A 24,780-nucleotide genomic window follows, 5' to 3' on the forward strand; every position below is an offset into this window, starting at 1 on the left:
ATGAAAATGTCAAAATTACTAAAAAAAGCCCTGATAGCAGCGGTCATCCTTTTCGCTATTATTGCCATTTTGACTTCCCTATTTTCAGTGTGGAATCTTAATACCTATTTGGTAGCAGAATATAAGAACAAAGGGATGTCCCTCACTCAATCGATTGCTCGTTCTAGCAGTCATCTTTTATTTAATAGTCCCTATGAAACGATTCAAGCATCTATTGATGATTATCTAGAAATTAATGGCATTGCTTATATCTTTGTTGAAGATGATCAAGGAGAAATTATTTCTCATACTTTTGTGCCGACAATTCCAGAAATTTTTGCTAATCATAATCTTTCAACGGTTAATCTTCTAGCAGAAGAATTGACAGAAACTCCCTTAATCCAAGATCTAGACATAGCTGGTTTTGGTCGAGTCATTGATATTCAGTCACCGATTTTGGCTGGGGTTAGTGGTCAAGTTCATGTTGGTTTATATTGGCAGTTAATTGAACATCAAATCCTAATAGCTACCCTTAAACAAGTTGCTATGATTGCCTTACTTTTTATCGGAATTAGTCTGATTACTTATGTTTTAGTAGGTAGTATTTCTCAGGATTTAAACTTACTAATTGAAGGAGTTAAAAGGGTTGAAAAAGGAGATTATGAATTCAATATAGCAGTCCGAGATCGCAATGAAATTGGACTATTAGCCTTGGCCTTTAATCGTATGGTAGCAACGGTTAGTGACTATGCTAAAAGTTTAGAAAATTCTCTCAAACAATTATCTGATATTAAGTATGCTTTGGATCAATCTTCCATTGTCAGTATTGCTGATCTCACTGGAATGATTACTTATGTTAATGATAAATTTTGTGAAATTTCTGGTTATTCCCAAGAAGAATTAATCTGTAATACCTATAATCTTGTTAATTCTAATTATCATGGAGTTGAATTTTATAATAAACTCTGGGAAACTATTACTCTTGGAGATATTTGGCGGGGAGAAATTAAAAATAAAACGAAAACAGGAACCTATTATTGGGTTGATACCACCATTGTTCCTTTTATGGATGAATTTGCCCATGTCTTTCAATACTTGGCGATTCAAACTGAAATTACAGACCGTAAAGAATTACAAGAAAAATTAGAAGCTAAGGTCAAGGAACGCACCAAACAATTAGCAATTGCTAATGAAGAAATTAGTTTGCTTAATAAACAATTAAAAGCAGAAAATATTCGGATTGGTGCGGAATTAGATGTGGCCCGTCAAATACAGCAATTAATTCTCCCTAAACCAGAAGAACTAGAAGGAATTCAAGGGTTAGAAATTGCCGGATTTATGGAACCAGCAGAAGAGGTAGGCGGAGATTATTACGATGTTCTTTATACTAATGATGTGGTAACAATTGGGATTGGAGATGTAACGGGTCATGGGTTAGAAAGTGGTCTTTTGATGGTGATGACTCAAACAGCAGTAAGGACTCTCAAAGAATTACAAAAAATCGATAGTGTAACTTTTTTAGCGACCCTTAACCGCGTGATTTATAAAAATATGCAGCGCATGAACTCAGACAAAAATCTGACCCTTTCTATTCTTAATTATTCCCAAGGAAGCATCAGTTTAAGCGGACAACATGAAGATGTCATTGTGGTACGGGCCTCCGGGGAAATTGAACTTGTTGATACAATGGATTTAGGTCTTCCTATTGGGTTAGATCAGGAAATTACTAATTTTATCGATCAGGTTACAATTGAGTTAAATTCTGGGGATGGAGTGGTTCTCTATACTGATGGAATTACAGAAGCAAGAGATATCAATAAAACTCATTATGGACTAGATAGACTGTGTGATATAATTCATCAAAATTGGCAATTTTCTGCCCAAGAAATTCAGCAAGCAGTGATTAAAAATGTCCATAGCCATATTGGAGAACAACGGGTGTTTGATGATATTACTTTGTTAGTGATTAAACAACAATAATTTAATTGATTTCTAGGGTTAAATTGGGTAACAATTTCTTCAAATTTTTTAAAGATTTTTTTTGCCAGGGCATTTCATCTGAACCTAAAATTACTAATTGAATCTGGTTATTATTTCTAAAACTTAGCACAAATTTTGATAACATACTGATGCCAGAACTATTTAAAAAAGAGAGTTCTTTAAGATCTAATGTTATTTGCTGGGAAGCGTTACTGGCAACATTTTCTAATAACTCAATGATCGGTTGGTATTCTTTCACTCCTTCTAGACTTAAGTCACCTTCAAACTTAATAATTGTTGTCTCATAATCACAGAAAATTCTGTAATCTTCACCTTTGATTTCTTGTTCTGTCATTGTCTTTCTTCTCCTTTTTTTACATGATGGTTACTGAGGAATAGAGAGCAAGCTAAATTTTGATGGTTGCCATAATTGTGACAAAAATACCATTATAATCATGTGGTTGTCTCTCAAATTTCCAACCTAGTTTAGCAGAATAATCATTAATCATGGTCAGAAAACCGAGTCCCGATGTATCAGAATCTTGATTTTCAAGACTTTTTTCAATCCTAGTAAGATATAACTCATCTGGATCGGATTCTAGGACTTCATTAATTAAATTTTTCAGAGGTTTTATGTCTGATTCACTGACTCGATTAATCGTCATAATAACCACTGTCAATTCTTCAGTTGTTTGAGGAGAATCTAGAAAATAAATGCCAAATTTTACTTTATCTTGGGTATGAGCATCATTGTAACGCATGGCATTTTCTATTAACTCATTAGCCACATAACTAACAATCGCTTTACTTTCTTTAATCCGTTGTTTGTCCTGATTATTGTCTTCATCAACCGGAATAAAAGATGAACAATAATCTGCGACAAAATAGGCTGATAAGCGATTATTTCTCCAGCGTTTTTTAAGAGCAATTGAACTCGGAGAAAAAATTAATTCTAAGGAACCCTGATGTAAGGAAAGCTGCTCGGTAAAGTCTCCAAAAACTTCAATCATGATTTTTGTTAATGACAATAACTAACCAGAAAATAAAAGACATAAATGCTTATTTAGTTTAACATTAATCCCCTAGGACAGATTAATTATGTAAGATTTCCTGTCTATTATTGATTATGCCCATTGTTTGGCAAAGATTTAGCATCTCTAAAAAACTTCTTCAGGATCAAGGGTTTCACAAAAATGCCTCGAAACCGTTTATCCTGGAAAAAAGGGAAGTTCATCTAACTTTACAAAACCCAATTTTCAACCATCGCTATGCAATGTATTATCAACCGTCGCGCTCAATTCTCAGCGAGTCACCGCTATTGGTTGCCAGAATGGGAAGAAGCCAAAAATAAACGACAATTTGGGGCTAGTAGTCGTTTTCCTGGTCATGGACATAATTATGTCTTATTTGTCTCCCTATTAGGTGAAATAGACGAGTATGGCATGGTAGAAAACCTCTCCACCGTCAAAGGAGTTATTAAAGACGCAGTTACCAGTCAACTCGACTGTGCTTACCTTAACGACGTTTGGGCAGAATTTCAAACCACCCTACCCACCACGGAAAACATTGCCAGAGTTATCTGGCAACGGTTAGCCCCCCATTTACCCCTCGTCAAGATTCAACTATTTGAACATCCCCAAATGTGGGCCGAATATCAAGGAAATGCCATGAAAGCGACTTTAACCATTCAAACCCATTTTAGTGCAGCCCATCGTCTGGCCCTGCCTCACCTCAGTTTAGAACAAAACACCGAAATTTATGGCAAATGCGCCCGTATCAATGGCCATGGTCATAATTATCATTTAGAAGTGTCCGTAAGCGGCGAAATTGACTCCCGTACGGGAATGTTGGTGGATTTAGAGGATTTACAAAGCATTGTTAACGATTATGTCGTAGAACCCTTTGATCACAGCTTTTTAAATAAAGATATCCCCTATTTTGCCCAAGTGGTTCCCACTGCTGAAAATATTGCCCTACACATTGCCCAACTACTGCAGCAACCCATTGCTAACCTGGGGGCCCAACTTGAAAAAGTTAAATTAATCGAAAGTCCTAATAATTCTTGTGAGATTTATTGTGGGCAGTTGACTCAACCTCAAGCAACCCCATCCCAAACAGAACCTACTTTATTGTCCATTCATTAACTAATGTAACGTTATTGTACTTAAATCCCTAGACTTGATTGAACTGGCCCTAGGAAACATCCTGGGGCTATAAACTTGAATAGGAGTGTTAATAGTTGCCTGACTGAAACGATCTACGCCTCAAAGGTGTCTGATAAGATGGGCAGAAGCTAGAAGGTCTACTAACATATAGTGTGATTGTCTTCTCGCCCTTAAACAACCTCCAAATCTTAGATTGCGATAAGGATAGATCAAAGATGGAATCTAATGTTCAACAACAAACAACGCCCAAAGACTTGAGTGGCGAAGCACCAGGGACAATGACGACAAAGCCTTCTCTTGGGGATCAACCCTGGCAAGAATGGCTGACTCCCGTTGTGGATATCCTCGCTAAAGTTCCCGAATATGTCGGACAATTTTTTAGTGAGTATAAACAACCCTTAACTACTCTTGGCCTCTTACTTTTGGCGATTATTAGCGTCAAAATTATCGTTGCCGTTTTGGGTGCGATCGATGATATTCCGCTGTTAGCTCCTCTCTTACAAATTGTAGGATTAGCTTATACGGCTTGGTTTGTCTGGCGTTATCTCTGGAAAGCCTCTAACCGTAAAGAGTTATTGGCTGAATTTGATGCTTTAAAAAATCAAATGTTTGGTGATAACGGCTAATTCTAATAAGGTTTTGTGCCTTTTAAAATCCCTCCGGCTATTATAGTACGGAGGATTTTTGTATTTAAGGTAAACTGCTGTAAAATAGCTATGTTATCTCTAAATTAGACCAAAATGCTTAGCCAACTTAGACAACAAAAACTAACTCATTTTTTTCATATTTTAGATCGTAATAATGACGGCGTACTGAGTCCTGAAGATTTTAGTCAAGCTGTTAATGAAATTACTAATCTGAGAGGCTGGAAATTGGGATCGCCTGAGTATGAAGAACTCCATTTTTTCTGGACGGGTTTTAGTAGTCGTTTGCAAGTTTGGTCTGATCGCAATGGCGATGGAAAAATCACCCAAGCTGAATGGTTATGGTATTTGGAACAAATGCTAGATAAGTTTGAAGCTCACTATATTAAACAGGGTTTGATTAATATTACCCTAAAAACTATGGATTTTTCTCAAGATGATAAGATCAGTTTAGATGAATTTAAACGATTTTATCAAATCTATGAAATTGCCGATCAAGAAGCTAATCAGACTTTTGTAAAGTTAGACTTAAATCAAGATGGCTATCTGACAAAAGATGAATTAAATATCTTACTTAATGAGTTTTTCTATAGTGAAGATTTTGAGGCTCCTGGTAATTGGTTTTGGGGAAAATATTAATTGATTATTCTTGAATAACTGCTATAATTTATGGGTATAAATAGTTAGAAAATCTTTGCCCTTTAAGCAAATGACTTCCTTAATCAATCATTCTCGTCCGATCCTTTATTTAGCAGCCACTGGCCATGGTTTTGGTCATGCTGTGCGAATTTCTACCGTAGCTGCTGCTATCCAAAAATTGAATCCTGAGATCTTGTTAATTCTCGCTACAACTGCCCCCAGATGGTTATTAGAATCCTATATTCCAGGAGATTTTATTTACCGTCCGAGAGCTTTTGATGTGGGGGTAATTCAATCAGATAGTTTTAAAATGGATAAACCAGCAACCCTAGAAAAAATGCAGGAAATTTATAAAAAACGGAATGCCTTAATTGCGGGAGAAGTTAACTTTATTAAAACCAATAAAGTTAACCTTATTTTAGCAGATATTCCTCCTTTAATGGCTCCCATTGCTAAATTGGCCGGCATTCCTTGTTGGATGATGAGTAATTTTGGTTGGGATTTTATTTATCAAGCTTGGGGGGAAGAATTTGATGATATTGTTACTTGGATCAAAGACTGTTATCAACAATGCGATCGCTTATTTCGTCTCCCAATGGCGGAACCCATGAACGCTTTTAATTCTATTATTGATGTGGGTTTAACTGGGGGAACTCCTCGTTATTCTCCTGAAGAATTAAAAACTAACTTTAAGCTAAATGTTGCCCAAGATAAAACCATTTTATTAACCTTTGGTGGCTTAGGTTTAGACCAAATTCCTTATCAAAATTTAGCTCAATTTTCTGACTGGCAATTTATTACTTTTGATCGCCAAGCTCCTGATTTACCTAATATCATAAAAATTAGTGAACCTTTATTGCGTCCTGTAGATTTTATGCCAATATGTGGACGAGTAATTTCTAAACCTGGTTTTAGTACCTTTTCAGAGACAATGCGTTTAGATTTTCCTATTGTATCCTTAACTAGAGATGATTTTGCTGAGGCTGCTTTATTATTAGAAGGTATTGAAAATTATGCTGATCATCAAATTATTAATACCGAGACTTTTTATCAAGGAAATTGGGAATTTTTAAATCAGTCCCCTCACCCGCCAAAAATTGGTAAAATTTTACGAAAAGATGGAGCAGAAATGATTGCACAAGCTGTAGTAGATTTTTTTTAGGATTGTCGAAAAAATCTCAGTAGCTATCTATAAAAAACCTAGTTTCTTTTTAAATTTTAGCTTATTCTATGGATTTTTTGAATTTAACTTGGAATTGAGAAGATTGATAATCTTTGGCTAAGTAAGCGTCAGGAATCGTAGTATGATTACCATCTCGTAATTGTAAATATTCAGGGGAAAGAATTTCAATCCCTGCTTCATTACAACAATCTTGAATATTTTCGTATAAATGGGAATAAATATACATCATTTTATTCGGATTTTTCGTGTATGCATTTAAGGTATAACTGACATAAGAATCATCAAATCCTTCCTGGATAATAAAGGGTTCAGGTTGTGCTAAAATTTCTGTTGTTTTTAATGCTGCTTTAATTAAAGTTGAGTAAATTTTGCGCCAAGGAACATCATAACCTAAAGTTATGGTAACATTTAATAATACCCCTTGAGTTTTGTTATTGATTCCCATATTATAGTTAGTGACTTGACTACTTAAAATTTGAGTATTAGAAAAGGTGATGACTTCTTTATGAAAAGTCATCAATCGAGTCACTAACATATTAGTTGCGATAACTTCTCCTCTAATATCATTGATTTTAATATAGTCCCCTAGTCTAAATGATCGAGTATAAATTAAAACAATTCCTGCTAATAAATTAGAAATTGTTCCTGATGATCCTAAAGAAATTAAAGCCCCGATAAATATGGTAATTCCTTTGATAGCAGGAGAGTTAAACCCAGGTAAGTAAGGGGTAATTGCCATCACAGTAATCATGATAATTAACCCATTAATTAACCGTTTAGTCGGTTTATGCCATTCTGGATAAAAGCCTGAAAATTCAAGATTGCCATTTTTGATTTCTTCAAAGACTAAATTGATGACTTTAATCAAAAAGTAACCAATACTCCCAATAAATAAAATCATAAATAAATCAGGTAAATAATCAACAATTTTGTTGCCAATAAAATTAAATTCATTCTCAATAATACTAATTATTTTTTTGCTTATATCTTTGGTTTTTGGAAAGATTTTTAATGCTAAAATGCCATAGGAAATAAATAATAACCAATTAAGGGTAATTAATAGTAAAGAATAGAACAAAGAACCAATAAAATTAATGATTTTGCTCAGTAAAGTTTGTTGTTCAATACTAGGGATTATATTGTTTATGATTTGCTCAAGTTTCTGAAATAGTTTTTTATAAATTTTATGACGTAAATCACTTTTTAGCCAAACATAAAAATAAATAGAAAATGCCGTTAACAGGATGAATTTTAAGCAACTAAAGAGAAAAGTGCTTAAACTATTATCTACCCGATACTTTTGCACAGTTTGTTGAATAATCTGAAGATGTTGTTCAGCTAATTTTTGCTGCATAATACCTGTTTTATTAGCATCTTCAGGAGTCACTGAATTTAAAATTTTATCCCCGATTATTATATCTAAATAATCTCCCGTCCTTATAATCTTAATATCTTCAACATTGAGATTATAATTTTTAGCAAACTCTTGAATATTTTGTGAGACATAAACTGCCCTTAATTCGGGAGAAAAGCTACCCGCAGGACTATCAATTGAAAAAAGTTTTTGTCCATCCAAAATAACATTAGTTTCTGCTGGTTTTTCTCTAGTATTACCTGGAGCATCTTCTGACAAACTAATTTGAGAAAATCCCCAAAAATCCAGAAAAAAGATACTAAATAAAATAATAAATCCAATAATAATTAATTGCTTGGTAAATTTTAACCATTTTTCCATAGAATTCTAAATCCCCTATTTCTAACAATAATTGTTTATAGCAACTAGAGGCTTAATCCTAGCTTTTCTAGTTTAAGTAAAGCCATAAAAAAAATATTTAATTTTTCCAAAATTTCAGCCACTTAGAGTAAGTTGTTTAAAATAGGTAATCAAGTAAAAAAAATTAAATAAAACTAATAGACCAGCATTATCTGTAGGGTCAATTCATGAATTGACCCTACCAAAACTCTCCTAAGTAGGTGGTTACAAATAAATGTAGGGTGGTCATTGCCCACCCTAATGCTTATCTATAGCTTATTGCAAGCATTGCCCACCCTACAGGTTTTATTTGTTTAATTATACCGACCTAATTATATGTCGTAACGCACCGATTTAGATAGATTATTTCGTCTAACTTTTGTATCAAATTGCTTTTTTAACCTGAACTAATTACTTTGTTCAATACGCTTTTTAATCGCTGTTTCCATAATATGAATATTTGCTTCAATAGGAGTACCATCAGGCATTGTTACCGCAGGATACCAAGTCGCTTCCTCATCAGGGGTACGACGTTGATAAAGCATTTGTAACGCTTCAAGATCATCACGATGAGCTAAAGCATAGGCAATTAATTCTTTATTCGTCATTTCTTCAAAATTCGGTTTCATTTAAAAATCTCCATTGTCCATTAGGAAGTACAACAATTTGCAGTTCTTCCCCTGCAAAAATAAAAACAACTTGTGTTTCGGGATCATAACGGAATAATTGAATGTCTCGATAAGTATTAGACAACATCTGACAGACACGCAAAGACCCTTGAGCTTGTTCGTTAGTAGGATTAATGGCTTTTTTATAGTCTGGAATTTGTTTGGCTTAATTATAAATCAACTTTACTGAATATAATGATCACGGTAAACTAAGATCTGGTCACCGATCGCAACTAAAATATTAAACCATGAAGATTTCCGTTAACTGGCTACGGGAACTCGTTAACGTCACCCTCACCCCTGAAGAATTAGCCGATATTTTAACCATCGCGGGGCTAGAAGTCGAAGAAATAGAAGATCGCCGTCAATGGGCCGATGGGGTTGTGATCGGTAAAATCACAGATCGCCAACCTCACCCCAACGCCGATAAATTAAGCGTCTGTCAAGTGGATATTGGCGCAGAAACCCCCTTAAATATCGTTTGCGGGGCCCCCAACGCGAAAGCCGATATTTATGTGGCCGTCGCCACTATGGGAACCTATTTACCCAAAATTGACCTAAAAATCAAACCGGCCAAACTGCGGGGCGTTAAGTCAGAAGGCATGATCTGTTCCTTAGCAGAAGTGGGTTTAACCAAAGAATCTGCCGGAATTCATATTTTTGACGAGGATAACCTAAAATTAGGGGCAGATGCTCGGCCCTTCCTGGGTTTAGATGATGTAATCTTGGACATTTACCCCACCGCTAACCGGGCCGACGCGATGAGTATGATCGGGGTAGCGAGAGAAGTGGCTGCCTTAACCGGAGGGGAATTAAACTTACCCCAACCCGCCAAAACTCCCTTACCCAAAAAACAGACTTATCCTCTAACAATAACCGTTCTTGAAAAAAATGCTTGTCCTGCTTACATTGGAACCGTCATTGAAGGGGTAAAAATCGCCCCCTCTCCTGAATGGTTAAAAAAGCGACTTGAAGCGGCCGGTGTCCGTCCTATTAACAATGTAGTAGACATTACTAACTTAATTTTGTTGGAATGGGGGCAACCCCTTCACGCTTTTGATCTGCAACGCTTAGAAACCGTTGCAGGAAACAAAAAATCCTTAACCGTAGGGGTCAGATTTTCCCAAGAAAAGGAAACCTTAAAAACCCTTGACGGCCAAGACAGAACCCTGAAACCTGTTAACCTATTGATTACCGCTAATGATACCCCTGTAGCGATCGCCGGAGTTATGGGAGGAGAGGAAACAGAAGTCTATGAAGGAACCAAAAACATCCTCTTAGAAGCAGCTTTATTTGAACAAGTTACGATCCGTCGTTCCTCACGGGGTCAAAGTTTACGCAGTGAAGCTTCCACCAGATATGAACGAGGAATCAATCAATCTGAGTTAGAATTAGCCTGTCAACGGGCCATTTCCCTAATTACGGAATTAGCGGGCGGAACCCCCATTACCCAAGCGATCGCAGATAACCGTCCCGATCTATCCACCCAATCAATTATTCTACGGTTAGAACGGATTCATCAGGTCTTAGGCCCCATCAAAAAAGGCGATGAGATTACCCAAATTGCGGCTGATGATGTAGAACGCATTTTAACAAACTTAGGCTGTCAATTAAGCCCCGTTAAAAACCGAACGAACGTTTGGTCGGTTTCTGTTCCTTCCTACCGCTACCGAGACTTAGAACGAGAAATTGATCTCATTGAAGAAGTGGCCCGTCTTTACGGTTACGATCATTTTTGTGATGAACTTCCCGACAAAACCGAAGCAGGGGGACTGTCTCTCGAAGATCAAACCCAACGCAAAGTTAGAGAAGTTTTCCGCGCCGTTGGCCTCACAGAATTAGTACAATATTCCTTAGTCAAACCAGAAGGGGCCCAGGTTGTCTTAGCAAACCCCCTATTTGCGGAATATTCTGCCCTCAGAACTAATCTTTTTGATGGTTTAATAGATGCTTTTGCTTATAACCAGTCCCAAGGAAACGGGGCCCTCAATGGCTTTGAAATTGGGCGTGTTTTCCGCCGTATTGACGGAGAAATTCACGAACAGGATAATTTGGCGGGAATTATGGGGGGTGACTTTTTACCCCAAGGCCGCTGGACAAGAAGTGGTAAACCTAACCCCATGATTTGGTATGAGGCCAAAGGTATTTTGGACAGTATCTTTCAGAGGTTAGGGTTAGTCGTGGAATATCAACCCGATAGTCAAGACCAACGGTTACACCCTGGCAGAACCGCATCTTTATGGTTAAATGGAAAGCGGTTAGGTACTTTCGGTCAAATTCATCCCCAACTGCGGCAACAACGGGATTTAATTGATGCAGTTTATGCCTTTGAATTAGACTTCAATTGTCTTTTAAATGCCCTCAATAAAGATAATTTATTAACCCCTCATTTCCAACCCTATTCTGCTTATCCCGCAGTGGAAAGAGATTTGGCCTTTTTTGCTTCCCTTAAAGTGACTGTGGGAGAATTGACCAAAACAATGAATAAAGCAGGAGGAAATTTATTGGCCGGGGTAGAATTATTTGATGATTATCAGGGTAAAAACGTCCCCGAAGGACAAAGAAGTTTAGCCTTTAGTTTAGTTTATCGTTCAGGCGATCGCACCTTAACGGATGAGGATGTTGAACCTGTCCACGATAAGATTCGTCAAACCTTGGTTAAAGAATTTGATGTCACCCTTCGTAGTTAATACAATGTAGGGGCGAACGGCCGTTCGCCCCTACCCAAGAAAATTGTTAACCCCCCACAAAACCCTTAATTTTTTTAATCGATAATTATGCCGAAATACATTTTATTTGGTAACTATTGCGAAAACGCTTTAGAAAAGCGGACTCCTTACCGTCAAGATCATTTAGACGGGTTACAAAAACAAAAAGACGCGGGAATTCTAATTACCCTTGGCCCCACTAAAGATAATACAAAAGTCTTTGGTATTTATGAAGCAGAAAACAGCGAAAAAGTCAAGGAATTAATTGAAAATGATCCCTATTGGAAAAACGGTATTTGGACAGATTATGAAGTGAAAGAATGGATACAAGCATTTTGATTCCGTTTTATTTTATCTTGTTGTTAAGGTTTTTTGCAAGAGATAATTCATCTCTTTAACCTTAGCATCAGATAACAAAAGACTCGGATAAATGGCTGTTTTTTTGATCGGATGATGCAACATTTTACAGCCATCTTTAGTATCATTAACATCGAAAGAGAATTCATGATTTTTATTAAATATTCAAGTCTCCTAATGCTAGATGAAACCGTTAAGTTTACAAATCATGTAGTATTGTTATAGTCAATAATAGCGTTAAAGAACTTACCTAAAATGGAAATTATTGGGTTTTTATTACTAGGGATGTTGGCGGGAATTCTGAGTGGGTTAATTGGAATTGGCGGCGGTGTACTAATTACTCCCGCTTTAATTTTTATCTTCAAATTTTCTCAACAGCAAGCTCAAGGAACAACCCTGGCCTTATTAATTCCTCCCATTGGAATTTTAGCAGCTTGGACTTATTATCAACAAGGATTAGTCAACTGGAAAGCTGCTATTCTAATTTGTTTAGGCTTTGTCTTAGGAGGCTTATGGGGAGCTAAAATTGCGGTCAACTTGCCCACAAATCTCCTTGAAAAAATCTTTGGAACCACTTTAATTGTGATTGGATTAAAAATGTTTTTCTCTCATTAACGGCTGTTATTACTGCTGTTGTTGATATTTTGACTAATCATTTGAGACACAAATCCAGGGGGAAAATCGGGAAAGGGAATAATATCAGCAATAAAAACAACCATCGTAGCTGCTAACGTAAATCTCAAGAGAAATGTCATAGAAGCATCCGCCAATCACTACACCTTCCAATATCTCAGCATTGATGGTCTTTAATCTTCCTCCAATCGAGTGAAAATCCCTTCCACAAGACTTACCGAGCTTCCGTCGAGGCAACAGGCAACAGTGACTAACAATTTATGTGAATGGAAACCAGCAACTTGGGATGACTATAGCGTTTCCCTGACTCATGAGGTACACTAGCAAAAAGAATTAAACTTTATTATTATCAAAATAAACTATTAACCAATCATTAATCAACAAATTAATGACTTCTTTCAGAGGGAAAATGAAAGCGGGTTTTGCGAGGAAATTGCGGCTTAAACCATCCCCTACGCCAAAAGAAAAGAATCGAGGTTAAAGAAATACCTAACATTACCCCTAAACAGAGAGGATACCCCCAATACCAATTAAGTTCTGGCATATTAAAAGGAGAAGCTTCTGGATTAAAATTCATGCCATAAATTCCCGCAATAAACGTTAAAGGAATAAAAATTGTAGAAACAATGGTTAATAATTTCATCACCTCATTAGTTTTATTACTAACAGAAGATAAATAGAGATTTAACAAGCTTTCAAGGAGTTCATCACCAGAATGCAAGCTTTCACTTACTTGTAAGGTGTGATCATAACAATCTTTTAAACCCACCCGAACTATTTTGTTTAAAAACTTGGTATTTTCTTGAATTAAAAATTCTAAAGCATTGCGTTGTGGCCAGATTGCACGATGTAAAAATAGTAACTCTTTTTTGGCAGTATAAATCTTCTCTAAAGTTTTAAGACTAGCATTAAATAAAACCTCTTCTTCTAAGGTAGCAACTCGTTCTCGAAATGCTTCTATAATCGGATAATATCCATCAATAATGGCATCCCAAAGCGCATAAGCTAAGTAATCTGTTCCCAAACTGCGAATTTTTCCCTTATTATTAAGAATGCGATCACGAACGAGATCAAAACAATCTTTAAAAGGTTCTTCTTGAAAGGAGATAACATAATTATTTGCCACAACTAAACTAACTTGTTCAAGCCAAAAACTTTGTCCATTAGGTTTAAGAATAACCATTTGAGTAACGATCAATAATTGCTCAGGAAATTCCTCAATTTTAGGCCGTTGAGGAACATTGACCACATCTTCCAATAAATAGCTATCTAATTGAAAAATATCTGCGAGTTGTTGTAAGATTTCTTCACTCCCTAAACCAGCAATATCAAACCAAGAAACCGAAGAATCATTAAGATATGAAAGACAATCTTGTGGCGTTAAATTATTCTGTTGAATTGCTTGTTCTGGGGTATAATCAATTAAGCTAATTTCCGTAGGTTGAGCATCTTGGGCAATGCGTAGGGTTCCTGGCATTGAACCTGGATCACTATGACGATAATTAAGATAATTATTATCGTAAGATTTTTGATTTAAAGGAGATAAAGAGTTTATTCTGTGGGAAAATGATTGATTATTCATGAGTATTCTCAAATTTTTAGGAACAAGATACTGTATATTTCAAATATTGAGTAAACCTTCTGGTCTTACTGTTAGTATTTTGCGTCTTTGTAGTCCTTCTTGATGTAAAATTTCATTGGCTGCTAATAATCCACTACTAACGGCTCTTTCCATTAAACCACAAGGAAAAGGCATTTTGACCCAATCTCCTGCTAAGAATAAGTTATTTATTTCCGTTGTTGTTTGTGGACGATAATTATAACTATTGGGTGGGTATCCTGAAAAGTTTTTCTGATTAACCAATTCTCTATGCAATACTTTAGCTTTCTTTAATTCTGGAACAATTTCATAGAGTTCTTGTTCAAAGGTATTTAATAAGGCTTCTTGGGTCGGAAATTCTTGTTCTTTGTAACCATAAGCGTGTAATTCCACCACACTTCCCCCTGTCTTTTTCGCCCACTCAATAAACTGAGTTTGAATATGGTGATATAAGGTAATACTATCGATAAGTTTATAACCAGAAATGGAGGTAAAATCACTATATTTCCAGTCAAAATCTTGATCAAACCAAAACCGTGCAACGGCAAAGGGATTTGCAATCGCTAATTGTTCAATATTTTGAGTAAAATCAGGGTTAATATCTCCTTCTATTAACTGCCATAAATGTTTAATTCCTGGTACATCAGTGGCGATTACATAATAATCTGCTTCTAGGGTTTTGGGGGTTTCTAATGAGTTCGGATGCGCGGTGATTAATTGTGCTGATTTCTCATTTTTTTGTTGAATTTTATAGCGAGATAAATTCTGTTTTGCTGGGCCTTTTAATACCTTTCCTTGTTGATCATATAATGCACCATGACAGGGACATAAAAACGTGCCATCTTCTTGTTTATTGACGGTACAACCTTGATGAGTACAAGTTAGGGAAATAGTTTCTTGATTTTTTGCTGTCTCCAAAAAAACGCGATCACTTGCTCCATAATAAGTCAATTCCTTATTACTTAAAATGGGATTTTTGTCAACCCAAAAAGCAACATTATTTTTAGCCATTCCTGATTGATAATTTAAGGAAGTAATGATTCCATTTTCACAAGTAATTTGATTGATATTTGCTTCTGAAATGACTTCATTACCCTGTTTTTTAATCGCTGTTACTATAGGGTTAACCAAGCTAGTTCCCATATCATCTTTTGTCCCATTAAAAGCTAATCCTTCCGGGTTTCCAAAGAAATAAAAATGAAAAAATTGTAATAATTCTCCGGTGCTTAAAGTATCAGGGGAATTCAAAGTTGATTTAGCAAAGGGTAAAAAATATAAATCATAAAGTCCTTGAGGAAAACCATTTTTTACCCAGTCAGTCACAGCAATATTATCTAACTGATCAAAACTTTTAGGAATTTGAAATCCAGCAATCGCTTGAAAAACTTGCCAATGATTAATATTCGTTAAATTGATGCCCCATTTAAGGCAATTTTTTGACCAAAAGGCCAAATCAATAATATTCCAAGGAAAAGCAGAATGACTCGGATAAAATATTTCTGGTTGATAACTGTAAGTTTCTGGACTAAAAACAACTGAATAGAAATCTAAAGATTTAAAATTATCTTTAATTTTTAAGTCATTAATGATACTTTTAAGATTATAATATTGAGGAAAAAAGCCATGAAATCCGTGTTCCATCTGAAAAGATTCTTGACCAAATTCAATTGTCCAACTAGCAATTTTACCACCTAAATTGGCTGATTTTTCTAATAAAATTACCTTAAATCCCCGTTGACTCAATTCATAAGCACAAGCTAAACCCGCTAAACCGGCCCCAACCACAACCACAGATTTTTGCTGATTTAATTGATAGGGTAAACTTAAACTATCTTGTTGATAAATAGAAGGTTTCGGCTTACTAAAACGGGAATAACCGACCAGGGTTCCTAGGGTTCCTAAGCCTAAGAGTTTTAAGGCAATGCGGCGAGAAATCATCGACGATGTAAAAGCAGGTTGCAATTGATTCATGGATAAATAAAAATAGATAGTCCTATTATATAATTTCTCAATCCACATATTCCAAAATAACAAAAAAAACAATAGACAACAATAAAATATCTCATTAAACTCTCATCAAAAAAGTTTTGTTACTGCCCGTAATTAATACCATTAATTACAGGAAATATCCCTAACAAAACTGTTTCAGTAATATGTTATCCAGAATACATTGACAACTGAACAAAATTCAAGTTAACTATTGAGGATAATGGGATAAAGAATGTGACAGAAGGGTTTTCAGCCTCATCAATCATTCTTGAAATAGTGACAAAAATTGTTATGTAGGCACTTTATATTAGGAGAGTTTGATCCCTATGTTTCAAAACATTTTTCTAGACAAGTCTGTCAAAAATGTTGTCAGTTCTTTATCGGTTCTCTTGTTCACTGCTTCCCTCGTTGCTTGTGGTCGTGACCAAGCTGCTAATCAAAACCCAACTCCCGATCAAGGCCAAAATCCTAGTCAAAGTAGTGTAGCCATTACCCTTCCCTTTCAACAAAATATTCGGGCTAATGGTGCGGGCGCATCTTTTCCCGCTCCCCTTTATCAAACTTGGTTTGTCTTATTATCGAGACAAGTGCCTCAACTTCAGTTTAACTTTCAATCCGTTGGGAGTGGGGCCGGAATTCAACAATTTACTGGCGGGACGGTAGATTTTGGGGCCAGTGACATCGCTATGACAGATGAACAGATAGCGCAAGTCAGTCGGGGTGTTTTGTTGTTACCCGTTACAGCAGGAAGTATTGTTTTAGCCTACAATTTGCCAGGAGTAGAAGGAGTAAAATTAACCAGAGAAAATTACGTCGATATTTTTGCTGGTAACATTACCAATTGGAACGATCCGAAACTTGCTCAATCTAACCCTGATTTAAAGTTACCAGACCAACGCATTACCGTGGTACACCGTTCAGATGGTAGTGGAACGACAGCAGTGTTTACAAATCATCTTGGTGAAATTAGTCCCCAATGGAAAAAGGATATTGGTACGGGAACATCCGTGGGATGGCCAACAACCAAAGGAAACTTTATTGGGGGGAGAGGCAATGAAGGGGTAACTGCTCTCATTGGACAAACTCAAGGGTCAATTGGTTTTATGGAATTTGGCTTTGCTAAAAAGAATAACTTGTCGACGGCAGCTTTAGAAAATAAAGCAGGTAAATTTATTGTTCCCTCAGACGAATCAGGGACTTACACCCTTTCTCAAGTAGAATTACCTGATAATTTAAGAGCCTTTATTACCGATCCTCCAGGAGAAGAATCCTATCCCATTGTTACCTATACTTGGATGTTATTATTTAAAAAATATGACGATCCCAATAAAGCGATCGCCATGGAAGCGATGATTCAATTTGCCCTCAATGAAGGACAACAAAAAGCTCCAGCCCTTGGTTATATTCAACTTCCTCAAAATGTTAGGGAAAAAGTAGCGGCTGCTGCCGATCAAATTACCCCCGACTTTCAAATTAAACTGAGTGAGTAGGTATTTCAATCGGATTTTTGTTGAGAATTAAGCCATTTTTCCCAAAGATCAGGGCGACGTTGTTGAGTCCGTTTAATTTGTTCACACCGTCGCCATTCTTCAATTTTTTGATGATTCCCTGACCTTAATATTTCTGGAACTTCCCATTCTTGAAACAGAGGGGGACGAGTATATTGAGGATAATCTAATAAGCCATCTTCAAAACTTTCCGCCTTCAAAGATTCCACCTTTCCCACCGTTCCTGGTAACAAACGAATTACCCCATTCATTAAAGCTAAAGCCGGAATTTCCCCACAAGTTAACACAAAATCCCCTAAAGAAATTTCCCGATCCGCTAAATAGCGAATTCGTTCATCCACCCCTTCATAATGACCACAAATCAACACCAATTGTTGATAATTGGTAGCCAAATCTTGTAAAATAGTCTGATTAAGAGGTGAACCTTGGGGCGTGAGTAAAATAATCTCTCGCTTGGGTAAACAGCTTAAAGAAGCAACCGCAGCGAAAATAGGTTCCGGTTTCAGTAACATTCCTACCCCACCCCCGTAGGGTTCATCATCGACCCGATGATGCTTATCTAGGGTAAAATCACGGGGATTAACCAGATTAACCGTAGCAATATTTTTCTCTAAAGCCTTAGACAAGAGTCCAGAAGCGAGGGGAGAGGTAAAGAAATCTGGAAACAGAGTAATTACATCAATTTTCACAGGAAGGTTCGGGAAGTTCAAAAAATAATATTAATTTTAATGTTCCGTTGCTAGTCTAGCTTAAAATGGATGGCAGGTAGGATAGAGCTTCAATCTATGGAACTTTGACCCTATTATGGAATAATTGTGAAAACTTTAGGTTCAGCGATAAACTGGACATTACCAGATAGACAAACAATTCGGTTACATAGTGAAGGTCAAACATCGAATTCTGTTACAGCAACAAAACCAACCCAAGAACACCGTTAATCAAAACCTCGGTAACGTTGAGGGAAACCTAGGGAGAAACAAGGAACAGCACGATGAATTAGTCCGAACAAAGGGGGCCGAGAATTGAGTACCAAGGCATTAGAGTTGGAATATCTAAAATCTTATCCCTATGATGACTAACTAACCTAAAGTACCTAAATTTTTTCTTTGGCTTAAAAACAATATCATGTTGCACTTAGAGACTCAATCCCAACAAAGCCCCATGTCCCAATCGACCACCACCGCCGTTTTAATCATTGGCGGCGCAGAAGATAAAGTGCATGGCAAAGAAATTCTCCATACCTTTTGGTTTCGTTCCGGGGGAACCGATGCTACCATTGCCATTATTCCCTCCGCCTCCAGAGAACCTGTCCTCATTGGGGAACGATATCAACAAATTTTTGAAGAAATGGGGGCCAAATACGTCAAAGTCCTAGATATCCGCGATCGCGCCCAAGGAGAAGACCCCTACTTTCAACAATATGTCGAAGAATGTACCGGAGTCTTTATGACCGGTGGGGATCAACTACGATTATGTGGATTATTGGCTGATACCCCCCTGATGGAACGAATTCGTCAACGGGTACAATTAGGAGAGATCTCCCTGGCGGGAACCAGTGCCGGGGCAGCCGTAATGGGACATCACATGATCGCAGGGGGCAGTAGTGGAGAGTCTCCCAACCGAGCCTTAGTCGATATGGCCATGGGACTGGGGATCATTCCTGAAATTATTGTTGACCAACACTTCCATAATCGCAACCGCATGGCTCGTCTTTTAAGTGCCTTATGTACCCATCCAGAACGGATTGGTATCGGCATTGATGAAGATACCTGTGCCATGTTTGAACGAGATGGCTTGATGCGCGTTGTTGGTAAGGGAACTGTTACCCTAGTAGATGGCCGGGAAATGACCTACACCAACCAAGACCAAGTAGGTGCAGCCGATCCCTTAAGCCTCCATAACCTACGACTTCATATTCTCTCTCATGGAGATGGTTATCATCTTCATCAACACAAACCCATTGCGAAAGCAAGCAATCCTTTACAGTAAAGCCTAACTGAAAAAATGTTCACCATGAACAGATATCGAGTCTTCTGAAAAGACAGAATCAGTAGGATACGGCTTCTTTGTCCTTCCGAGTGCGGATCTAAGAAACGGCGAAACGGCAAACATGAAAATTCTAAAAACCCTCACCCTACGCGGCCCCAACTACTGGAGTATCAGGCGACAAAAACTGATTGTGATGCGCCTTGACTTGGAGGATCTAGCAGAGAAGCCCTCGAACGAGATCCCCGGTTTTTACGACGGTTTAGTTAAGGTACTGCCCAGCTTAATTGAGCATTTTTGTTCCCCTGGCCATCGTGGCGGCTTCCTCGAACGGGTCAAACAAGGCACTTATATGGGCCATATCATTGAACACGTCGCCCTAGAATTGCAAGAATTAACCCGGATGCCCGTAGGCTTCGGTCGCACCAGAGAAACCAGTGACCCTGGTGTTTATAACGTCGTCTACGAATATATAGACGAACAAGCTGGCCGCTATGCCGGACGGGCCGCCGTTCGTTTATGTCAGTCTATCGCCGAAACCGGAGTCTATGCTCTAGAAGAACTAGAACAGGATCTCAGCGATTTACGGGATCTTCAAGCTAATGCGTCCCTTGGCCCCAGTACAGAAACCCTCGTCACCGAAGCAGAAGCCAGAAAAATTCCCTGGATGCTCCTCAGTGCGCGAGCGATGGTGCAACTGGGCTATGGGGTTCATCAAAAACGCATTCAAGCTACCTTAAGTGACTATTCCGGTATTTTAGCCGTAGAATTAGCCTGTGATAAGGAAGGCACCAAAACCATTCTCAAAGATGCTGGTGTTCCCGTTCCCCAAGGGACGACAATCCAATTTTTTGAAGAACTAGAAAGCGCGATCGCTGATGTGGGGGGTTATCCCATCGTCATTAAACCCCTTGATGGCAACCACGGACGAGGCATCACCATCAATATTAACAGTTGGGCAGAAGCTGAAGAAGCCTACGATCTGGCCACCAAAGAGTCAAAAACCCGCAGCATTATCGTTGAACGTTATTATGTCGGTAGCGATCACCGGATTTTAGTAATAAATGGCAAATTAGTCGCCGTTGCAGAACGAATTCCCGCCCATGTCATCGGGGATGACAAACATACTGTGGCGGAACTGATCGAAATTACTAATCAAGATCCGAATCGTGGGGAAGGCCATGATAACGTCTTAACCAAAATTACCGTCGATAAAACCTCTTTAGGGGTACTGGAACGTCAAGGCTACCGTCTAGAAACAATTTTAGATAAAGGGGAAATTGCCTACCTCCGAGCCACTGCTAACCTCAGTACAGGCGGCATTGCCATTGATCGCACCGACGATATTCACCCCGAAAACCACTGGATTGCTGAACGGGCATCCAAAATCATCGGTTTAGATATCATGGGCATTGATGTGGTGACACCCGACATTACCAAACCTCTCAGGGAAGTCAATGGGGTAATTGTTGAAGTCAATGCAGCCCCAGGGTTTCGGATGCACGTCTCCCCCAGTCAAGGGTTATCTCGAAACGTGGCGGCCCCCGTCATGGATATGCTCTTTCCTGCCGATACTCCCACTCGTATCCCCATTGTGGCTATTACCGGAACTAACGGCAAAACCACCACCACTCGTTTAACTGCCCATATCTATCGCCAAACCGGAAAAGTGGTTGGGTATACCACCACCGACGGCATTTATATCGGGGAATATTTAGTGGAAAAAGGGGACAATACCGGGCCTTTTAGTGCTAATGTCATCCTGAGAGATCCCACGGTAGAAGTGGCCATCTTAGAAAGTGCCAGAGGCGGTATCCTGCGATCGGGTTTGGCCTTTGATTCCTGTGATGTGGGAATCGTCTTGAACGTGGCCGAGGATCACTTAGGTTTAGGGGATATTAACAACATTGAACAAATGGCTAGAGTGAAAAGTGTGATCGCTGAAGTGGTTAATGCGGATGGTCATGCAATCCTCAATGCCGATGATCCTCTAGTGGCCGCCATGGCCCCACAAGTTAAAGGGAAAGTGGCCTACTTCTCCATGAACCCTGACAATGAGATCATCGAAAATCATCTCCGACGGGGAGGGTTAGCTGCTGTTTATGAAAATGGCTATCTTTCCATCTTAGAGGGGCAATGGACTCTAAGAATTGAGCAAGCCACTAATGTTCCCGTAACTATGGGAGGAATGGCCCCCTTTATGATTGCTAACGCTTTAGCTGCTTGTTTAGCGGCCTTTGCCCAAGGTGTTGATATTGAAGCCATTCGTCAAGGGGTAAGAACCTTTAAAGCGAATGCTAATCAAACTCCAGGCCGGATGAATCTCTTTAATTTGGGAGATTATCACGCCTTAGTTGATTATGCCCATAATCCGGCGGGGTATGAAGCAGTAGGTGAATTTGTGAAAAATTGGAAAGGCCAACGCTTAGGCGTAGTTGGTGGCCCTGGCGATCGCCGTGATGAAGATTTGATCCTCTTGGGCAAAATTGCGGCCCAAGTGTTTGATCGAATTATTGTCAAAGAGGATGATGACAAACGAGGAAGGGATAACGGCGAAGTAGCAGATCTGATTATTAAGGGGATTGTTAAGGAAAATCCTCAAGCTCAGTATGAAGCTATTTTAGAGGAAAGCGAAGCCCTCGAATTTGGCTTAGATAAGGTAGAGAAAGGGGGTTTAGTTGTCATCTTCCCAGAAAGTGTCAGTCAGGCCATTTCCGTGATTAAAAAGCGCAATCCTCTGGCGGATGATGGTCTGTAAATCTTGGAGGTGAAGTAAGGGATGTTTTACTTTGATACCAATTACTTTTTTTTCATTATGCTCCCGACTCTGGTGATTTCGGGAATCACCCAACTGTATTTAAAGAGTACCTTTTCAACCTGGAGTCAGGTAGCTAATACTAAGGGTATGAATGGAATGCAGGTGGCCCGCACCTTATTTGCGAAAACATCCCTTCAACCGATTCCAGTCGAACAAACACCTGGTTCTCTTACGGATCACTATGATCCTCAAATGAATGTGGTGCGCTTATCTGAAGTGATAGCTAACCAACCATCGATCGCGGCCATGGCAGTCGCGGCCCATGAATTGGGCCATGTGCAGCAGTATCAAACAGGTTCTGGACTGATTGCCATGCGGAATGCTCTGTTGCCAGCATTACAATTTAGCCCTACCATTTCCTATCTGGCATTTGTCGCGGGTTTCATGTTTAACTTAGCTGGTTTAATGTGGCTCGGTATTCTCTTTTTTGGCTTGATGGTTTTGTTCTCTATCCTGACTTTACCCGTTGAATTTGATGCTAGTCGTCGGGGCCTCGCTCTATTAAAAGAAGCCGGACTAACTAACACATCCCAGGAATCACAGGGAGCCAAAGCGGTTCTGACGGCGGCCGCCTTAACTTATGTGGGGGCGGCTATCACTTCTGTATTGCAATTGCTGTATTACGTAAGTCTGGCACAACGACGACGTTGAAGGAGGCTCTGAGGTCGTCCTGTTTTTCATCAGATTATAATTCCCTTATAAACATAAATACTTTGAGGGCGATCGCCAATCCTCTAGGCAGGTAATTTTTGAAACTTTGATATCATGATAGATAATATATAGGTTCCCTTTCTTGGGGGACTTGTCGAAAGTGCTTCAACGAAAGGAGGAAATTTGTGACCACTGAAGTAATTGAAAAGCGTTCCGCTTCCAATGAAACTATTCGTAAACCTGCCCCCCGTTACCGGGTATTACTCCATAATGATGACTTTAATTCGATGGAGCATGTGGTGCAAACCTTGATGCAAACCGTAGCGGGAATGACTCAACCCCAAGCTGTTGATATTATGATGGAAGCGCATACCAATGGCACTGCTTTAGTGATTACTTGTGCGTTAGAACCCGCAGAATTTTATTGTGAAACTCTAAAAAATCACGGGTTAACCAGTACCCTGGAACCGGATGAGTAAGTCATTCAGTATCTAAATATGTGAGTGAAGGAGTAAAGAGATTAAAGTTAATTTTACTACCATTGCCAATTACCCAGCACCCCTAAGGCTGGGAATTTTTATAATTTTTCTATTGTTAGTATGGCTTCCTCTAGCCATTCCGTTGTATTTCTTACTCAAAAATGATCCTAATTTAACCACCATTGTAACGATGGGAACTCTTTATCTAGAGTTTGTTGGCTTATTATTTATTTGGAATCAAACAGTTTATAATATCTCAAATTGGTGGCAAGTTTATGGGTTAGTTTTTACTCGAAAAAATGGTATTGAATTATTGAATGGCTTAAGTATTGGCTTATTATTTACCTTTAGTTTGTTTAGTTTAGAAGCTATTTTAGGCTGGGTAAATTTTGTTCAACCTTCAGCCAGTTTAATTCGGATAGTTTTTGAAGGATTATTGAGTGCATTGGGAATTGGTTTAGCAGAAGAGTTATTTTTTCGGGGTTGGTTATTAGAAGAATTAAAACGAGATTATTCTCCTAAAATTGTTATTTTTTCTAATGCTATTATTTTTGCTACTCTACATTTTTTGAAACCCCTAGAAGAAATTATCAGAACTTTTCCCCAATTTCCTGCTTTAGTATTATTAGGATTGACTTTAGTTTTAGCTAAATGGGGACAGGGCAATCGCTTAGGGATTTGTATTGGTTTACATGGTGGTTTAGTCTGGGGATATTACATCTTAAATGTAGGTAAACTTTTAAATTATACGGGTAAAGTTTCTCCCTTAATGACGGGAATTGATAATAATCCGATTGCTGGTGTTATGGGGTTGATTTTTTTGGGAATTTTAAGTATTTGTATGGGCAAAAAAACGAATTTTTTAGCCATAAATGATAAGAAATGAGGGAAGTTTGGGTATACTCATCTTAAACGTGCGATTCGTTGAGATGTAAAGTTTATGGTAATAACCAAAAACGAACATCTCGTAAGGTCAACAGCCTTATAACTATCAGTTTGTTGTCTAAAGGAGACAAACACGGAGTCAAGGTAACATATAC

General features: G+C 38.3%; 24 protein-coding genes. 15 read left to right on the plus strand and 9 right to left on the minus strand.

What is annotated here, in order from left to right; genetic code table 11:
* A complete protein-coding gene (locus VB715_RS16555; protein WP_323302322.1) occupies nucleotides 1-1,959 on the plus strand; it encodes a SpoIIE family protein phosphatase in 1,959 nt (652 codons plus the stop codon).
* Between the two features lies 1 nt (nucleotide 1,960).
* On the opposite strand, the gene VB715_RS16560 is transcribed toward VB715_RS16555, so the two are convergent.
* Together VB715_RS16560 and VB715_RS16565 are read right to left on the minus strand one after the other, a co-directional pair.
* Nucleotides 1,961-2,314, minus strand: a complete 354-nt coding sequence (locus tag VB715_RS16560; RefSeq protein ID WP_323302323.1) for a slr1659 superfamily regulator — start codon at nucleotides 2,312-2,314, stop codon at nucleotides 1,961-1,963.
* A 52-nt stretch (nucleotides 2,315-2,366) separates the two neighbouring features.
* The gene (locus VB715_RS16565) at nucleotides 2,367-2,969 is read right to left on the minus strand and encodes a DUF6272 family protein (RefSeq protein WP_323302324.1); all 603 of its coding nucleotides are present in this window, start codon (nucleotides 2,967-2,969) and stop codon (nucleotides 2,367-2,369) included.
* 258 nt (nucleotides 2,970-3,227) lie between these two features.
* Here VB715_RS16565 and VB715_RS16570 point away from each other — a divergent pair, with 258 nt between their 5' ends.
* The 4 genes from VB715_RS16570 to VB715_RS16585 all read left to right on the plus strand — a co-directional run bounded on the left by VB715_RS16570 (nucleotide 3,228) and on the right by VB715_RS16585 (nucleotide 6,569).
* The gene (locus tag VB715_RS16570; RefSeq protein ID WP_323302325.1) at nucleotides 3,228-4,103 is read left to right on the plus strand and encodes a 6-carboxytetrahydropterin synthase; all 876 of its coding nucleotides are present in this window, start codon (nucleotides 3,228-3,230) and stop codon (nucleotides 4,101-4,103) included.
* A gap of 236 nt (nucleotides 4,104-4,339) precedes the next feature.
* The gene (locus VB715_RS16575; protein WP_323302326.1) at nucleotides 4,340-4,750 is read left to right on the plus strand and encodes a CAAD domain-containing protein; all 411 of its coding nucleotides are present in this window, start codon (nucleotides 4,340-4,342) and stop codon (nucleotides 4,748-4,750) included.
* Nucleotides 4,751-4,864: 114 nt separating this feature from the next.
* Entirely contained in the window at nucleotides 4,865-5,407 is a 543-nt protein-coding gene (locus VB715_RS16580; RefSeq protein WP_323302327.1) for an EF-hand domain-containing protein, read from the plus strand.
* 70 nt (nucleotides 5,408-5,477) lie between these two features.
* Entirely contained in the window at nucleotides 5,478-6,569 is a 1,092-nt protein-coding gene (locus VB715_RS16585) for a glycosyl transferase (RefSeq protein WP_323302328.1), read from the plus strand.
* Nucleotides 6,570-6,630: 61 nt separating this feature from the next.
* On the opposite strand, the gene VB715_RS16590 is transcribed toward VB715_RS16585, so the two are convergent.
* The 3 genes from VB715_RS16590 to VB715_RS16600 form a co-directional block, all read right to left on the minus strand.
* Nucleotides 6,631-8,325, minus strand: a complete 1,695-nt coding sequence (locus VB715_RS16590) for a mechanosensitive ion channel family protein (RefSeq protein ID WP_323302329.1) — start codon at nucleotides 8,323-8,325, stop codon at nucleotides 6,631-6,633.
* 425 nt (nucleotides 8,326-8,750) lie between these two features.
* Nucleotides 8,751-8,972 carry a DUF6887 family protein gene (locus VB715_RS16595; protein ID WP_323302330.1) on the minus strand — a complete coding sequence of 74 codons (222 nt, stop codon included), beginning with the start codon at nucleotides 8,970-8,972 and terminating at the stop codon, nucleotides 8,751-8,753.
* A complete protein-coding gene (locus VB715_RS16600; protein WP_416336950.1) occupies nucleotides 8,956-9,168 on the minus strand; it encodes a DUF6888 family protein in 213 nt (70 codons plus the stop codon). The genes VB715_RS16595 and VB715_RS16600 overlap by 17 nt, the downstream gene beginning before the upstream one ends.
* 91 nt (nucleotides 9,169-9,259) lie before the next feature.
* Between VB715_RS16600 and pheT the strand changes: the two genes are divergently transcribed.
* The 3 genes from pheT (at nucleotide 9,260) to VB715_RS16615 (ending at nucleotide 12,691) form a co-directional block, all read left to right on the plus strand.
* Entirely contained in the window at nucleotides 9,260-11,701 is a 2,442-nt protein-coding gene (gene pheT, locus VB715_RS16605) for a phenylalanine--tRNA ligase subunit beta (RefSeq protein ID WP_323302332.1), read from the plus strand.
* A gap of 87 nt (nucleotides 11,702-11,788) precedes the next feature.
* Nucleotides 11,789-12,058: a YciI family protein gene (locus VB715_RS16610; RefSeq protein ID WP_323302333.1), complete on the plus strand. Its 270-nt coding sequence runs from the start codon at nucleotides 11,789-11,791 to the stop codon at nucleotides 12,056-12,058.
* A gap of 273 nt (nucleotides 12,059-12,331) precedes the next feature.
* The gene (locus tag VB715_RS16615; protein ID WP_323302334.1) at nucleotides 12,332-12,691 is read left to right on the plus strand and encodes a sulfite exporter TauE/SafE family protein; all 360 of its coding nucleotides are present in this window, start codon (nucleotides 12,332-12,334) and stop codon (nucleotides 12,689-12,691) included.
* Here the strand turns inward: VB715_RS16615 and VB715_RS16620 are convergent.
* The 3 genes from VB715_RS16620 to VB715_RS16630 form a co-directional block, all read right to left on the minus strand.
* Nucleotides 12,688-12,831 carry a hypothetical protein gene (locus tag VB715_RS16620; protein ID WP_323302335.1) on the minus strand — a complete coding sequence of 48 codons (144 nt, stop codon included), beginning with the start codon at nucleotides 12,829-12,831 and terminating at the stop codon, nucleotides 12,688-12,690. The two genes, VB715_RS16615 and VB715_RS16620, sit on opposite strands and share 4 nt — an antisense overlap.
* A 263-nt stretch (nucleotides 12,832-13,094) precedes the next feature.
* Nucleotides 13,095-14,291, minus strand: a complete 1,197-nt coding sequence (gene corA / locus VB715_RS16625; RefSeq protein ID WP_323302336.1) for a magnesium/cobalt transporter CorA — start codon at nucleotides 14,289-14,291, stop codon at nucleotides 13,095-13,097.
* 39 nt (nucleotides 14,292-14,330) lie between these two features.
* Nucleotides 14,331-16,280, minus strand: a complete 1,950-nt coding sequence (locus VB715_RS16630; RefSeq protein WP_416336948.1) for an FAD-dependent oxidoreductase — start codon at nucleotides 16,278-16,280, stop codon at nucleotides 14,331-14,333.
* 344 nt (nucleotides 16,281-16,624) lie between these two features.
* Between VB715_RS16630 and pstS the strand changes: the two genes are divergently transcribed.
* The gene (gene pstS, locus VB715_RS16635) at nucleotides 16,625-17,788 is read left to right on the plus strand and encodes a phosphate ABC transporter substrate-binding protein PstS (RefSeq protein ID WP_323302337.1); all 1,164 of its coding nucleotides are present in this window, start codon (nucleotides 16,625-16,627) and stop codon (nucleotides 17,786-17,788) included.
* Between the two features lie 5 nt (nucleotides 17,789-17,793).
* On the opposite strand, the gene trmD is transcribed toward pstS, so the two are convergent.
* Nucleotides 17,794-18,495 (minus strand): tRNA (guanosine(37)-N1)-methyltransferase TrmD, encoded by a 702-nt coding sequence (trmD, locus tag VB715_RS16640; RefSeq protein WP_323302338.1) that lies wholly within the window; start codon nucleotides 18,493-18,495, stop codon nucleotides 17,794-17,796.
* 126 nt (nucleotides 18,496-18,621) lie between these two features.
* On the opposite strand from trmD, the gene VB715_RS16645 reads away from it, so the two are divergent.
* The 6 genes from VB715_RS16645 to VB715_RS16670 all read left to right on the plus strand — a co-directional run bounded on the left by VB715_RS16645 (nucleotide 18,622) and on the right by VB715_RS16670 (nucleotide 24,626).
* On the plus strand, nucleotides 18,622-18,744 hold the full coding sequence (locus tag VB715_RS16645) for a hypothetical protein (RefSeq protein WP_323302339.1): 123 nt from the start codon (nucleotides 18,622-18,624) through the stop codon (nucleotides 18,742-18,744).
* Nucleotides 18,745-18,931: 187 nt separating this feature from the next.
* Nucleotides 18,932-19,795 carry a cyanophycinase gene (locus VB715_RS16650; protein WP_323302340.1) on the plus strand — a complete coding sequence of 288 codons (864 nt, stop codon included), beginning with the start codon at nucleotides 18,932-18,934 and terminating at the stop codon, nucleotides 19,793-19,795.
* A gap of 121 nt (nucleotides 19,796-19,916) precedes the next feature.
* Nucleotides 19,917-22,550, plus strand: coding sequence for a cyanophycin synthetase (gene cphA, locus VB715_RS16655; RefSeq protein ID WP_323302341.1), 2,634 nt, complete (start codon nucleotides 19,917-19,919; stop codon nucleotides 22,548-22,550).
* A 57-nt stretch (nucleotides 22,551-22,607) separates the two neighbouring features.
* A complete protein-coding gene (locus VB715_RS16660) occupies nucleotides 22,608-23,261 on the plus strand; it encodes a zinc metallopeptidase (RefSeq protein WP_323302342.1) in 654 nt (217 codons plus the stop codon).
* A 185-nt stretch (nucleotides 23,262-23,446) separates the two neighbouring features.
* Nucleotides 23,447-23,740: an ATP-dependent Clp protease adapter ClpS gene (gene clpS / locus VB715_RS16665; protein ID WP_323302343.1), complete on the plus strand. Its 294-nt coding sequence runs from the start codon at nucleotides 23,447-23,449 to the stop codon at nucleotides 23,738-23,740.
* 40 nt (nucleotides 23,741-23,780) lie between these two features.
* Nucleotides 23,781-24,626, plus strand: a complete 846-nt coding sequence (locus tag VB715_RS16670) for a type II CAAX endopeptidase family protein (protein ID WP_323302349.1) — start codon at nucleotides 23,781-23,783, stop codon at nucleotides 24,624-24,626.
* The last annotated feature ends 154 nt before the right edge of the window (nucleotides 24,627-24,780 follow it).

It is taken from the genome of Crocosphaera sp. UHCC 0190, from assembly GCF_034932065.1.
In the GTDB taxonomy this organism is placed as follows: domain Bacteria; phylum Cyanobacteriota; class Cyanobacteriia; order Cyanobacteriales; family Microcystaceae; genus UHCC-0190.

Coding starts and splice junctions, on each gene's coding strand:
- VB715_RS16570 (WP_323302325.1), top strand. CDS start 3,228: ATGCAATGTATTATCAACCGTCGCGCTCAATTCTCAGCGAGTCACCGC.
- pstS (WP_323302337.1), top strand. CDS start 16,625: ATGTTTCAAAACATTTTTCTAGACAAGTCTGTCAAAAATGTTGTCAGT.
- VB715_RS16565 (WP_323302324.1), bottom strand. CDS start 2,969: ATGATTGAAGTTTTTGGAGACTTTACCGAGCAGCTTTCCTTACATCAG.
- VB715_RS16595 (WP_323302330.1), bottom strand. CDS start 8,972: ATGAAACCGAATTTTGAAGAAATGACGAATAAAGAATTAATTGCCTAT.
- VB715_RS16660 (WP_323302342.1), top strand. CDS start 22,608: ATGCTCCCGACTCTGGTGATTTCGGGAATCACCCAACTGTATTTAAAG.
- pheT (WP_323302332.1), top strand. CDS start 9,260: ATGAAGATTTCCGTTAACTGGCTACGGGAACTCGTTAACGTCACCCTC.
- VB715_RS16555 (WP_323302322.1), top strand. CDS start 1: ATGAAAATGTCAAAATTACTAAAAAAAGCCCTGATAGCAGCGGTCATC.
- VB715_RS16610 (WP_323302333.1), top strand. CDS start 11,789: ATGCCGAAATACATTTTATTTGGTAACTATTGCGAAAACGCTTTAGAA.
- cphA (WP_323302341.1), top strand. CDS start 19,917: ATGAAAATTCTAAAAACCCTCACCCTACGCGGCCCCAACTACTGGAGT.
- VB715_RS16620 (WP_323302335.1), bottom strand. CDS start 12,831: ATGACATTTCTCTTGAGATTTACGTTAGCAGCTACGATGGTTGTTTTT.
- corA (WP_323302336.1), bottom strand. CDS start 14,291: ATGAATAATCAATCATTTTCCCACAGAATAAACTCTTTATCTCCTTTA.
- VB715_RS16650 (WP_323302340.1), top strand. CDS start 18,932: ATGTTGCACTTAGAGACTCAATCCCAACAAAGCCCCATGTCCCAATCG.
- VB715_RS16585 (WP_323302328.1), top strand. CDS start 5,478: ATGACTTCCTTAATCAATCATTCTCGTCCGATCCTTTATTTAGCAGCC.
- VB715_RS16590 (WP_323302329.1), bottom strand. CDS start 8,325: ATGGAAAAATGGTTAAAATTTACCAAGCAATTAATTATTATTGGATTT.
- VB715_RS16580 (WP_323302327.1), top strand. CDS start 4,865: ATGCTTAGCCAACTTAGACAACAAAAACTAACTCATTTTTTTCATATT.
- VB715_RS16615 (WP_323302334.1), top strand. CDS start 12,332: ATGGAAATTATTGGGTTTTTATTACTAGGGATGTTGGCGGGAATTCTG.
- VB715_RS16560 (WP_323302323.1), bottom strand. CDS start 2,314: ATGACAGAACAAGAAATCAAAGGTGAAGATTACAGAATTTTCTGTGAT.
- VB715_RS16630 (WP_416336948.1), bottom strand. CDS start 16,280: ATGAATCAATTGCAACCTGCTTTTACATCGTCGATGATTTCTCGCCGC.
- VB715_RS16575 (WP_323302326.1), top strand. CDS start 4,340: ATGGAATCTAATGTTCAACAACAAACAACGCCCAAAGACTTGAGTGGC.